Annotated in this window: 7 protein-coding genes, 1 other RNA gene, 1 pseudogene and 1 riboswitch; of the genes and pseudogenes, 4 read left to right on the top strand and 5 right to left on the bottom strand. The window is 59.1% G+C overall.

Translation table 11 applies throughout. The features are described from left to right. Nucleotides 1-37 precede the first annotated feature (37 nt). Nucleotides 38-1,356 (bottom strand): annotated as a pseudogene (locus tag JMJ54_RS03700) (voltage-gated chloride channel family protein). Between the two features lie 82 nt (nucleotides 1,357-1,438). Then, nucleotides 1,439-1,501, bottom strand: a riboswitch (Fluoride riboswitch). A 527-nt stretch (nucleotides 1,502-2,028) separates the two neighbouring features. On the opposite strand from JMJ54_RS03700, the gene JMJ54_RS03695 reads away from it, so the two are divergent. The 3 genes from JMJ54_RS03695 to JMJ54_RS03685 all read left to right on the top strand — a co-directional run bounded on the left by JMJ54_RS03695 (nucleotide 2,029) and on the right by JMJ54_RS03685 (nucleotide 4,686). Next, nucleotides 2,029-2,301 (top strand): hypothetical protein, encoded by a 273-nt coding sequence (locus JMJ54_RS03695; protein ID WP_203536583.1) that lies wholly within the window; start codon nucleotides 2,029-2,031, stop codon nucleotides 2,299-2,301. 75 nt (nucleotides 2,302-2,376) lie between these two features. Further along, a complete protein-coding gene (locus JMJ54_RS03690) occupies nucleotides 2,377-3,249 on the top strand; it encodes a hypothetical protein (protein WP_203536582.1) in 873 nt (290 codons plus the stop codon). A gap of 348 nt (nucleotides 3,250-3,597) precedes the next feature. After that, a complete protein-coding gene (locus tag JMJ54_RS03685) occupies nucleotides 3,598-4,686 on the top strand; it encodes a formylglycine-generating enzyme family protein (RefSeq protein ID WP_203536581.1) in 1,089 nt (362 codons plus the stop codon). 36 nt (nucleotides 4,687-4,722) lie between these two features. Here the strand turns inward: JMJ54_RS03685 and JMJ54_RS03680 are convergent, their stop codons facing one another. The 4 genes from JMJ54_RS03680 to ssrA form a co-directional block, all read right to left on the bottom strand. Beyond that, complete coding sequence (locus tag JMJ54_RS03680; protein WP_203536580.1) at nucleotides 4,723-7,107, bottom strand: hypothetical protein; 2,385 nt, start codon at nucleotides 7,105-7,107, stop codon at nucleotides 4,723-4,725. A 4-nt stretch (nucleotides 7,108-7,111) separates the two neighbouring features. After that, nucleotides 7,112-9,850 (bottom strand): type VI secretion system Vgr family protein, encoded by a 2,739-nt coding sequence (locus JMJ54_RS03675; protein ID WP_203536579.1) that lies wholly within the window; start codon nucleotides 9,848-9,850, stop codon nucleotides 7,112-7,114. A 425-nt stretch (nucleotides 9,851-10,275) separates the two neighbouring features. Beyond that, a complete protein-coding gene (locus JMJ54_RS03670) occupies nucleotides 10,276-10,545 on the bottom strand; it encodes an integrase arm-type DNA-binding domain-containing protein (RefSeq protein WP_203536578.1) in 270 nt (89 codons plus the stop codon). A 189-nt stretch (nucleotides 10,546-10,734) separates the two neighbouring features. After that, nucleotides 10,735-11,101: a transfer-messenger RNA gene (gene ssrA / locus JMJ54_RS03665) on the bottom strand. 134 nt (nucleotides 11,102-11,235) lie between these two features. On the opposite strand from ssrA, the gene acuI reads away from it, so the two are divergent. Next, a complete protein-coding gene (gene acuI / locus JMJ54_RS03660) occupies nucleotides 11,236-12,216 on the top strand; it encodes an acrylyl-CoA reductase (NADPH) (RefSeq protein ID WP_203536577.1) in 981 nt (326 codons plus the stop codon). Nucleotides 12,217-12,244: the final 28 nt, after the last annotated feature.

Raw genomic sequence — 12,244 nt, 5'->3', positions numbered from 1 at the left:
TTTTCCTCGGCCGGGAGGACAAACGAAACACTGCACCCTAAATCTTTCGCCCGGTTTTCCGCACCACTGCACGCTGCCACACCCGACGACGGTAGGTGGGCACCTCGCCCAGTTTCATGCCTTCGGGTACATGGCGCAGCTTGCTGGTACCGATGCGCTGGGCGCGGTAAATCCCTGTGTGGCCGGAAAACAGGTAGGCGACGACACAGCCGATTGCGGCATAGACGCCGATCTCGGCGCCGAACAGTTCCATCGCCATCAGCGTCGATGCAATGGGTGTATTGGCCGCGCCGGCAAACACGGCAACAAAGCCGACGCCTGCCAGTAGCGGAAACGGCAGATGCAGCAGCGGTGCCAGCGCATTGCCCAGGGTCGCGCCAATATAGAACAGCGGCGTGACTTCACCCCCTTGAAGCCGCTGCCCAAAGACAGCACGGTCAGGCCAAGCTTGGCGGCGGAATCGTGCCAATGCAGCGGTTGCCGGAAGGCTTCGACAATGGTCGGAATGCCGAGGCCGATGTAACGGTCCGCACCGGCAAACCAGACGATCGATGCAACGATCAGCCCACCAAGCAGCGGTCGACACGGCGCATAGGCAATGTGGCGTTTCATCCAGCCGCCGAGCCAGTGCGTCGTATCGGCGAACACCTTGCCGGCCAGTCCGAAGGCGATGCCTGCCAGACCAACGCCCAGCAGTGGCCAGAGCGAGATCGGCGGAATGGTCGCAATGGCATAGTGGGTGTGACGCACGCCCCAGCGCTGCCCGACCTGATCGGCGACGATGGCGGCCACGGTGCACGCCAGCAAGGCGTCATAACGCAGCTTGCCGATGGCCAGTACCTCGAGCCCGAACACTGCACCGGCCAGCGGCGTGCCGAACACCGATGCGAAACCAGCGCTGATCCCGGCCATCAGCATGATGCTCCGGTCCGTACGATCCAGCCCCAGCCAGCGCGTCACCTGATCGGCCAACGTCCCGCCCATCTGTACTGCGGTGCCTTCACGTCCCACCGAAGCGCCGAACAGATGCGACATTACCGTGCCGCCCAGTACCAGTGGGACCATCCGTAGCGGAACGATTTTGCGGGGATCATGGATTTCGTCGATCAGCAGATTGTTGCCGGCCTCGACCTCGTGGCCGAATCGCAGGTAGAACCAGCCGACAACGAAACCGGCCACTGGCAGCAGCCAGACCAGTTCGCGGCGTGCGTTCCGTGTGGCCGTTGCCCAGTCGAGGGCGAACAGGAAAAACGCGGATGCCGTACCGGCCAGCACGGCGACTGCACTGGCAAGCAGCGCCCATTTGGCGAGGTGCAGCAGCAGCTCGATCTGTTCGGAATAGAGAGAAAATTTCATACAGGTCCGGAGGTGGCGGAGTGACGGCCTGGACCTGTTGGGGACGGAGTGGATGCAGCTACGCCGCCCTGGGAGGACCAGGAACGATGTAGGCATCATTAGCCCCAAGGGCGGTTCACGGGGGAATGCCATCCCCGAACCGGCACTCTACGCGCCGGGCCCGTTGCTGTTCAAGGCAATTTGTCGAACTGCATTCCCTTCGCCGCTGGATTGACCTCTCCAGCATGTAACGAAACCAGCTCGGCTACCTGGAGTTCGCGCCTGGCCATCGGCCGCCCGTAGAGTCGCTTCATGCACGACTGCGTCGAGCGGATCCACCTCGCGGTCGCTGTCGGCCTTTTCCTCGTCGACCTGCTTCTCGGCCACAACCTTGTCGAGCGGATTGCACATCGATGATGTCGTCGTTCAACGCTTGCGCTAGGACATGGCGGAGCGGGATGAGAATGTTCCGCACCGTCTTCAGCGTGCAGCTCAGCGATAGACCCAAGCGCGGATCGTCAGGGCTCCAGCCTGCCTTTTTGCCGCAGGTATCAGGTGCCCGTTGGCGGTAGGCCGATACCCGATGAAGGTGTCGCGCTCGCGGGAGTACTCGGCGATCTCTTGACCACGGCTTAGTTGAGGGTGTAGATATTGTTTCGTGACACTTACATTCATAATAATTTTGGAGGCGGCATGGCTAGGACTGCGGTATCTGCTGAGCAAATTCAGGTGTGGATCTCCCGAAGCCTCAATCAAAACCCCCTGGTCGTTGATCGCGGGGCCTACATCAAAGTGCCAACACCGCAGTGGTGTGACGCTGGGATGCATGAATGCAACTGGGGCATTTCGTACTGGGGCAACATCGCTGGTTTTGAGGAGGTGGTCGTTTCGGCGCTGCATGAAGCCCAGTTCATGTTCAGGCTCGTCGTTGCGCCTCAAGAGGACGGCCTCCGCATCTATGGCTGAAGTAAGAGAAAGCGTCGGGCCTTTGGCGCATTCGGGTGGGTGCGTTTCAGTTGAATCAGCGACTTGGAAAAAATAATGCCATTTGCTCCACCATTCAGAGAGTATTTTACCAAGGGCGACCTTATTTATGGCCTTGCTCCATCCAGAACGGGATTGATCATCAAGTTCTTCGGTGCGAATTTGATTTTAAGTAAAGATACCAAGGTTGAATTTGTCGCCACTACGGTTGATCACTATCGCGGCGAGACCTTCTCGCAAAAAATCATGGAATATGACCAGGCGTACGCTGCGGAAACGATTGCGTACGACCCAAAATACAATCAGGGAAAAATTGACGAGGCGCAGAAAAGAAGGTCGGACCGAAAAGCGGTTGCATTTGAATTCATTAGGGAGCTTGGCAACTTCCGGGGTGAGTTGGCTGCCCATCCAAAATACGGGCGGTATCTTGATTCGCTAGGGCGTTTTGGCATGAATGAAGCCGTTTTTGCAGATAAGGCGAAAGAGGTTGAATCCAACTCTGCCTGGCGTGCCAAATCGAAATTTGGCATGGAATGGACCATCAAAAAGAACGCTGATCCTGTCCACCCGGCAAGAAACATACATTTTGTGCTTGATGATCTGGATATGGCCGCTGTTGTGACCAAAACCCATCGGTTCGAGGATGCGAGTCATCGGGTTTTGGCGCAGGATTCGCCAGCTGGCAAGGCGAATGCGGGGGAGGACAAGTTGAGGACCATCACTCATTCCGAGTTGCGCTGGATTTATCGTAATCGGAACAATCCATTGGTCCAGAGAAGTGTGCAGTTTTGGCTGGATAAAACGCCGTGTGTGCCGCCGTGGGAAAATACCGGGCTTACAACAAAACTGCCGGTTGGCGGGACGGTAGTCACATGGAAGGATGCATGGGTACTTTATGAGCCAAGCTTGACACCCGATGCATTTTCTTAATCCCCGTGCTAATGCTCAGAGAAGTTTTGCGCACTCGTTCGGGCTGAATACTGGGACTTAGTCGATGATGCGGCCTCTCCATTGCTGTACGGCGGCCAGTGCCTGACGCTCCCCACCATGGAGTAGATTGGTAGAACGCCTTCTGAAAGCGTTTCCTCGCCGTCGTATTGGACTGGCCAGACCGGTTGGCCATAGCGTACGAGGGCAGAAATCAGGTGCAGGTCTCGCATGCCAGATATCGAGTGTCACTGGACCGATGTGCACCCAAGAAGCTCTATTGCGTCGTTCACACGCTACGAGTGCGCGTTACCTAGTCTGGGCGGTTTCTTGCTCATGCCGTGGTATAACATGACCAGCCTAGTCAGGCGTAAAAGATACCATTTTCACGGGGCAAAACAGATGTTGCGGATGCAAAGGGCGTTGATCACGGCACTGACCGCAGGACTTTCTCTTGCTGGTTGGGCAGCGGTTACACCACCTCCCAAGCCATCCACCAGCCCCGAAATTGTCGGCGATGCAGTGTTGGCGCTTCCTAAGTTGACGCAAGCGCCGGAGCTGGCGGCGGCACTTAAAGGCGTGACAGAGGGGCCGCTGGTGCAGCGGACTGCGAACCTGAAGCGCAAGGTGGTAAACGACTTGGTGTTTGTCGAGGGTGGCACCTTTGATATGGGGGACTGGGGACCTTATGTACCCAAGGCCGATAGCCGACCCGTGCATACGGTGCAACTGACCGGCTTTTATATCAGTCGCTACAAGACAACGTACGCGGAGTTCGATACCTATACCGATGCCACCCGCACCGTGCGGACTGCTACCAGCAAATACGATCAAGCCCTTCGTCATCCGATCGTGCCCGCAGGTGCGCTCTGGCAGCGCGCACGGGATTACTGCCAATGGCTTGGCAAACTGACCGGTTTGCCGTTCGACCTGCCGACAGAAGCGCAATGGGAGTTCGCGGCACGCAGTCGCGGCCAGAACTTCGTATTTCCCACGGACAACGGCAACATCGATCACGGCCGCAACGTGCCCGGATCCCCTGATCAGTTCCCGTTACTGAGTCCTATCCCTGATCCAACCGGTACGCTGGGCGCACTTCGGCCGTACTCGATCGGCTTGTTTCCACCGAACCCGCTCGGGCTCTACGACCTGAGCCATGACGGCGAGGAGTGGACCTTGGACTGGTATGCCGCCGATTACTATGCCCGTTCGCCCAAAACAGACCCCAAGGGGCCGACAACTGGAACGCAGAAGGTGGCGCGCGGCTGGCCGAATGGTGACAGTTTGGGGGGCTCCGGTATTACCACCTATCGCCGGGCACGTGATCCGTTGGTGCTTAGAAAAGACTGGGACAATCCTAAAAAACTCGTTCCTGCCTCTGTTGTCGACAGCAACTGGCGTTGCGTGGCGAATACGACCAAACCGCGACCAGTATTTTAGGCGAGCGGGCAAAGTGGATGCGATTTCCGCTTTGAATCATGCGTAGTACGCATTGCTACCGGTTGCTGCAAATAGCGGGTGATCTTCCTGCAGCCGCTGAACTTTGTATTCAGTCGTGTTGTTGGCGACCATGGGTAGGCCACGCGTAGGCTCATCCTTCAGGCTGGCATAAACGCCGTCGTACCATTCGCCGAAATCACCGCCCAGCTGCGCGAGTTTGCCGTCTCCCATCCCTTTGCCGGGAAGCGATTCATAGTGCTCGCGAAACTGATCGTCATAGTGACTTTCTATGAGCGGCACCTCCAGGTTCCCAACGAACTCCAGCTTGAAGAAGGCTTTCAGGCTGGCCAGTTTGTTATCGAAGCTGCCTTTTTCGCCACGCGGCCCGATGTGCTGGATGATATTGTCAATATCTGCCTTGGTTTGTGCTTGGCGAAGCACATGCAGAATCGCTTTGCGCTGAGTCGATAGATACCTGTCACCCACACCGCCACCGGTAACCACTGCATCGGCTGAACCGTGGCGTGATAGTTGATAGATCAGCATGCCACGGGTTTCGGGGGGGCAGTGCTTCAATGCAAACGGCGTTGCCAGGATTCGTTTTGCCAGTTTTTGGCGCGCCTCGGCTTTCTCCAGTGCCGCCGCAGTGGCAGTCACTCGTTCGCTAAGCTCCCGGTTTGCTTGCCCCAAAAATTTGGAGATATCCTGGCCGGTCTGTATTGCCAGGAAAGTCATGTCCTGGGCGGCCCGGAACGCAGTGTTGGCAATGATCTCGACGCTTCGATAATTGGCGTGGTACAGCTGATAGTTGAACCAGATCATGAAGGATGCCAATTGCACCGCATTCACTTCAAGCGAGATTGCACCTTCCGCACCAAGACCGATGCACAGGCTGGCGTGGGCCGTGATCTTGAACAAACCATCAGCATACTGCACCGTGAACTTGGCTGATGCGCCAATCCCGGCTTGTGCACCTGCAGCGGGTGCAATAGTGGCCAAGGCCTCGAAGGTTTTCTCCTTGGACTCCGGATTGCGCCATTGCATCGCGCCCTTGAGTTCGACATCAGCCTTGGCGCCGGCAAACGCGTTCAGTTCGGCATCAGCGCCTGCGACGTTGGTCGGTTCCGTCGGCGAGACGTTCATTTTCTTGGCGCGCTTCTTGTTCTTGCCCCCGGGCTTGCCCTTGGCCTTCGGGAGTTCCTTGTCCTTCATTTCGACGCCAAGCGACACCTCGGCCGCAATGCTGGCGCCGACAACACCGGATAGGGCTGCGCCGATCTGAAGCCGGATCGCACCCAGCGGGTACTCTTTGCCCTCCAGGTCATACAGACACATCAGGATGCCGTCGCGGGCAGGCAAGTACAGGTCCGCGGCCGCCTTGGCTTCGGCGAGCGAGATTTCGGCCTTGCCCTCGGCCTTGAACGATACGCCGGTATTGAACGGGTCAAACGTCGCGTTCAGGCTGCCACCATACAGATAGCGCATCAGCGCAGCCTGGGCGCTAAGGTCAATGTCGGCAACTTGCTTTCCGCCAACGGTCACACTGGCCGAGTGCTTGACCGTATGGTCTTCGTTCCACTTCCTTCCCCAATCGCCAAGGATGCTGTCGCACTTTTCGTAGTCGATCTTGACGAAGTCCTTGCTGTTGATCTTGATCTGCTTGACCTGTTCGCGTGTGTACTTCTTCAGCTTGGCCTCATCGAGCTTGCGCTTGCCGTTGGCGTCCTTTTTGTAGACTTCGTCCCACTTGGTCTTCTCGGCTTCCTTGAACTTGGGCCAGCCTTCCTTGAGTCGGTCTGAACGAACATAGATGAGCTTTTCAGGCAGGTCCTTGGGATACTTGTAGTGGTCTTTCAACCCGGCACCGGCAGAAACGCCCCAAGACTGCTTGGCCTTGCCTGCGTCGAACTTCGGGCCTTCATTCTTCTTGGTTACGGCGTACGGTTTGTCGCCTTCGTTGCTCATCAGCGGAATCAGTTCCACCAGTTTTTTACCGGAGCCGGCAGTGCTGGCGAGCGGTTTCATCTCTTCACGCAGTTTCTGGTTGGCTTCATCACGCCACTTCACTGCGAACTTCCAGTTGCTGTCCGCTTCGTCCTTGATGCCGGGGGGCAGTACTTCGTTGTTGGCTTCGGCAGCTGCCAGGACCTGGAGGCGCTCTTCACAGTCGAACAGCAGCGCGTTTGCGTTGTGGTAGTCGCGTACCAGCTCACTCCAGCGGTGATAGTGAATGCGCAGCTCGGCGGTATCTGGTGGAGGTACTCCAATCACTTCGCCCGTTTCGGGACGAAGAAATAGCAGCACTTGTTCAGCCTGGGTCGCGACCACGGAGTCCGGGCGAGGATTGGTGTTGCCATCGGTGACAGGCTGGCTGGATTGATCGGCAGGGGGCGTGGAAGTAGTGGAGCGCTGATATGCCATCGGATCAATCCAGGAAGAGCTTCAGTTGCTGAGCGGATGCGGTATGGATGCGGCTGGTTCTGCCTTCCCCGTCGGTTACGCCATGGAATACCTTGCCGTCTGCCGTTTCGATGCGGTACGGCGTGTGCACCATGGGCAGGCCGGAGTGCTTGTCGGTCACGACGAACTGCTCGTGGTAGCGTTCCTTTGGTGGCGGGGCGGACGGTAATGCACTGTTCAGCGATGCAGGACCGTCGAAGCTGTGGCTTGCACCCTTTACATCGATCTTCCCAGGACAGTGGATCTCGATGTTGCCGCCTTTGAGCCGGATGTAGCCGCCTCCGGCGGTCAGCAGGATTTCCTGACCGGCATTTACCGTAATTTTCTGATTCGCCGTCTGCTGGATATCCTTGGCCGCATTGATGTCGATGTTGTCGGCTTGTGCTTGCAAGTACACCTTGCCCTTGGCGGCAATCAGCTTCAGCGCGATCTGGTCTTTGACGCCGCTGACGAACAGGCTGATGTGTTCGCCGACGTTGTGAATCCACCGTCGGCCCGAGGTCTGCTGGGTGTCGCGCTGGGCGATCAGGTCGAGGTTGCTGCCGGCGGCGATCGCCTGGCTGTTGGGCGTGGTCTGGGCGAGGCCGGCCGGGGCGCTGACGACGATCAGGGCTTGCTGGCCGGCCTGGTCGCCTTTTGCGTCCTTTGATGTGTTCGTGCCGTTGGCCCAGCTCTCCAGCGCTTCCTTCAGGTGATGCAGGTGGCCTTGCTGGGTCTTGGCGGCCTTGGCGTTGTCCTTGATCGTTTCCGGGCCGGTTTCGACCGTGTCGGCGAGCTGATGGGTGGCGACGTCGCCGAGGCTGCTGGCGAGCTCGAATGCGGCGTCGAGTTGCGATTGCGCCTGACTGCGGTCGAGCTGGTTGCCGCCGGCGCCATTGGCGGCCTCAGACGTGATCAGCAGGCCGTTGGCGGCGCGGATCACGCCGTGCCGGTCGGTTCTGAGTTCGAAACCTTCGCCTCTAGGTGTGCCCTTGCCGTCGGAGCGCGGGTGGATCAGGAAGCCCTGGTTGAGCTGGGTCTTGCCGTGTTCGGAACTGAGCTTGGTGCGGACTTCGCCCTGGGTGTCGTCAAACAGCAGTTCGCCGTACTGACCGCCACCGTGTTCCTTGGTCTTGATGCCGGAGAGGGTCTTGTTGGCCGGCAGTGAGCCGGCGCCGCTGAACGCCGGCACCGGGTGGCTGCCGTTGTAGACGACGCCGGTGACCAGCGGCCGGTCGATGTCACCTTCAAGGAAGTCGACCAGCACTTCCTGACCGACGCGAGGGATGAACTGGTGGCCCCAGCCGGCACCGGCCGAGGGCATGGCGACGCGCAGCCAGCAGGACGACTTGTCGTCGAGATTGGCGCCGTACTCGGGGTGTTCCTGAGTCCGTTGCCAGTGGAACTGCACCTTGATGCGGCCGAGTTCGTCGGTGTGCACTTCACCGTCACCGGGGCCGACCACCGTCGCGGTTTGCTTGCCAAGGCTGGTCGGTTTGGCTGCGTTGGTATGGGCGTAGGCCGGTGTGAGCGGAATCCCGCGACGCTGGGCGTCGAACTGGGCAGTAAACGGTTTTGCCTGGTTGTCTTGATTCGCCCCCTGCAGTGACGACAGCAAACGGCTCAGGTCGGTCGGCAGGTTGTTGTTGGCAGTGAAACGCAACCCGGTGACGGTGAATTCACGGTCTTCCGGTGCATCCAAGTCATGTGCAGGGTGGTCGGTCAGCGTGAACCACTGGCCGGGTTCCAGACCGCGTACCGTGCCTTCGCCGCTAAAGCCCTTCTTGTTCAGGTCGTGGGCCTGCTGGCGCAATTGAGCGTAGCGCTGCAGCTGCTCCGGATCGCCGTAATACAGGCCCGGTGCATCGTAGTCTTCCAAACTGGCTTCAGCTTGCGAGCCGTTACCTTGCTCGGTCCGGCTACCGTCGCCGGCATCCTGTGTCCGGGTCGGCTTGTAATCGAAGCTGGTCAGGCTGACTTTGTTGCTGCCGAGCTGGCGACGGCTGTGCCATGCCGTGAGGGTATCGTCTTCTTCAGTGGCATCGGCGCGGTGAAAACGGATGCTGGCTTGCGCCAGTTGCGGCAACGCATAGGCATCGTCGAACATCCGCATTGTGACCTTGGGTGTTTCGCCGCCCTCGTGAACGAAACGGTAGCTCAGTCCCTCTTCATTCAGTAATCGCTGGATGAGGTCGAGGTCGCTCTCGCGGTACTGCAGGCAATAGCTCCGGGGTGCGTAGGTCTGGCTGAGTTCGAACTCGACCGCGAAGTGCGACTGGAAGACCGGATTACTGGCCGCGTGCTCGGCGATGATCGCTTTGACAATGTCCGGAACGTTCAGGTCCTGATGGACCCGGCTGGTTCGGCGATGTTGCAACAGGGCCAGCGGCGGCTCGATGGTCAGACCGTAGCGGGCAAAGCCGCCATCCGACCCCAAGGATCGTGCAGCGGTGACGATGCCGGTACGCACCACGCTGCCGCCGTCGGCAGTCTCGATGCCTAGCTCGGCCGGCAGGCCCAGTAGCGTTTTGAGCTCAATGTCTGCATCAGGCGACAGGCACTCGAGTTCGTAGCGGTACGGCTTGGACAGCGCTTCGTCGGCTCTCAGCGTCTGCGGTAACAGCCGCTCGCCAAACAATCCATCGTCGCCAAGCTGCAAAGAAAGTAGCCGACGATCTTGATTAAATGCACTGGCGAAGGCTGCCAGCATCTGGTCCAGTTGCATGGCAACCTGCACAAAATAGAAAGAAATTTGCGGGTGATTTTATATGAAGCTTTTGTTTAAAGTAAGCAAATAAGGTGGCCCATGCGAAATGATTTGTTCCGCTGAGGTGGCCATTGGCTGGCGCGTGCTCCGTGGCATCGGAATAGGGCAGAGCGAGGCGGATTGGGATGCCTTAGCCTGCCACGAGGTCGGTGCGGAGAGCGGATGGTGTCGCTAGAGGGCTGATGTACCTGCAACCAAATCAGGCGATGCCGGTGACGAGTAGGGAGGAGAAGAGGGCCATGGCGAGAGAGAGCCAGCGTTCATACATGGCAGGTGGTCGAGCCTGCTGATTTGCCGGTCATGAATTTTGCAAACCATGCCCGGGCGACCGCTTCAAACGAGTTTTCAGCAGAAAGTGCAGCGGCTTCCCTATCCTGCTGCCGCTATACCTGCGGATCTATGCCTTTGGTGAGCAATGCGCGAACTTCATCCCGCTGGGTGCGTGCAGCGGTCAGGGAGAGTTCTGGATAGGCGCCGAACGATAGCAGCGACTCGGAGCCAGTCGGGCGTGTGTACTTCAGGCGCCAGAGCTTGCTCCCGGTCGGGCGGATCAGGAGGAACAGCCCGCCGCCATCAAACAGTTTTCGGTCTTTGTCCGCCGGCTTTGCATTCCTGCATTCGGTATCGGTCAACGGTTTGGTTGGGCGTGCCATGAGGGGTATCGTTTTTAGGGGTACATTTTTCGGGGTACCCCAATGATCAAGGGGTGTACCCCCAAATGTACCCCCAAGAATGCTGGCTGCCCATGGACGAAGTTGGATTGCGCTGGAAAGAAAAAACCCCTGAAAGCTAGGCTTTACAGGGGTTTGATGTACTTCCTCGGATGCCCTTGGAAGAGTGTCTGGTGGAGCCGGCGGGAGTCGAACCCGCGTCCGAAAGCCCTCCACGAAGAGATCTACATGCGTAGTCTGGCTCATTTGAGTACTTTTAACCGGTGACACGCCAACCGACGGGCTTGGCACCAGCGAGTTACCTTAGATTTAGCCCCGTCTCAAGTAACCCGAGCCGAAGCGATCCCATCTAAATGACTCTGCTGCCGGTTGCCCGGCCTACCCGATGAGAGAAGTAGTGCAGAGTCCCGCGCGATTAAGCAGCGAGAGCGTAGTCTTGGTCGTTTGCGACTAAGAATTTTCAGCGTTTTACGGGGTGACTGAAATCCCGGCATGCCCTCATCCGCTTTGTAACCCCCGTCGAAACCATGGCGGCCCCAGATGTAGCGAGGTGATTATACCGCGTTTGTGCAAGAAGGGCGCAGCGGAAATCTTGCGCTGGATAAGGACGTGCCGTCGCGGTTCGGTTTATCGTTGGACATGGCCCGGTTCGGGCGTTGCAGGAGAGGACGGATGTTCAAGGCGGTCTATCTGACACGGGACGGCGAATTCAAGGCGCAGCTGGCGGAGCTGGACGAGGCGCGGTTGCCTGCCAGCGGCGTCACGCTCCGTGTCGACTATTCGACGCTGAATTACAAGGATGCGCTGGCGCTGACCGACAGTGGTCCGGTGGTGCGGCAGTTTCCGATGGTGGCCGGCGTCGATGCGGTCGGCACGGTACTCGAATCGGATTCGCTCGATTTTGCACCGGGCGAAAAGGTGATCCTCAACGGCTGGGGCTGCGGCGAGACGACCTGGGGGGCGCTGGCACAACGTGCCCGGGTACCGGCCGAAGGGCTGGTGCGTCTGCCGTCCGGTCTGAGCGCGCATGATGCGATGGCACTCGGCACCGCCGGCTATACGGCAATGCTGTGCGTGCAGGCACTGAAGAAGCACGGGCTCACGCCAGGCGTCGGCCCGGTGCTGGTGACCGGAGCGACCGGTGGTGTCGGTTCGGTGGCGGTGATGCTGCTGGCCAAGCTGGGTTTCGAGGTGGTGGCGGTCACCGGCAAGGTGGATGCGGCCGATTACCTGCGTACGCTCGGTGCAGCCGAGGTGATTGACCGGACTGGCTTGTCCGGCGCCGGCAAGCCGCTGCAGAAAGAGCGCTGGGCCGGCGTCGTCGATTCGGTCGGCAGCCATGTGCTGGCGAATGCCTGCGCACAGGTGCGCCGCGATGGCGCGGTGGCGGCATGCGGCCTTGCTGGGGGGATGGATTTCCCGGCGACCGTCGCGCCGTTCATTCTGCGCGGGGTGACGCTGTACGGCGTCGACAGCGTCTACGCACCGCGGGCGCAGCGGCAGGAGGCTTGGGACCTGCTGGCCGGGCTGATCGATCCGGCGCTGCTTGCCAGCGCCAGCACCGAAATCGGGCTGGCCGACACCTTTGGCGCAGCGGCCGACATCATTGCCGGCCGACATCGTGGTCGTTTCATCGTCGATGTAAATCGCTGATCCAGCATACCCATTGAAAAAAAGCCCC

The organism is Jeongeupia naejangsanensis, from assembly GCF_016865585.1.
Classification (GTDB): Bacteria; Pseudomonadota; Gammaproteobacteria; order Burkholderiales; family Chitinibacteraceae; genus Jeongeupia; species Jeongeupia naejangsanensis.
Note: the sequence above shows the minus strand (reverse complement) of the source record. Positions and strands in the feature narration are given on the sequence as shown.

Coding starts and splice junctions, on each gene's coding strand:
- JMJ54_RS03695 (WP_203536583.1), top strand. CDS start 2,029: ATGGCTAGGACTGCGGTATCTGCTGAGCAAATTCAGGTGTGGATCTCC.
- JMJ54_RS03690 (WP_203536582.1), top strand. CDS start 2,377: ATGCCATTTGCTCCACCATTCAGAGAGTATTTTACCAAGGGCGACCTT.
- JMJ54_RS03685 (WP_203536581.1), top strand. CDS start 3,598: ATGACCAGCCTAGTCAGGCGTAAAAGATACCATTTTCACGGGGCAAAA.
- JMJ54_RS03680 (WP_203536580.1), bottom strand. CDS start 7,107: ATGGCATATCAGCGCTCCACTACTTCCACGCCCCCTGCCGATCAATCC.
- JMJ54_RS03675 (WP_203536579.1), bottom strand. CDS start 9,850: ATGCAACTGGACCAGATGCTGGCAGCCTTCGCCAGTGCATTTAATCAA.
- JMJ54_RS03670 (WP_203536578.1), bottom strand. CDS start 10,545: ATGGCACGCCCAACCAAACCGTTGACCGATACCGAATGCAGGAATGCA.
- acuI (WP_203536577.1), top strand. CDS start 11,236: ATGTTCAAGGCGGTCTATCTGACACGGGACGGCGAATTCAAGGCGCAG.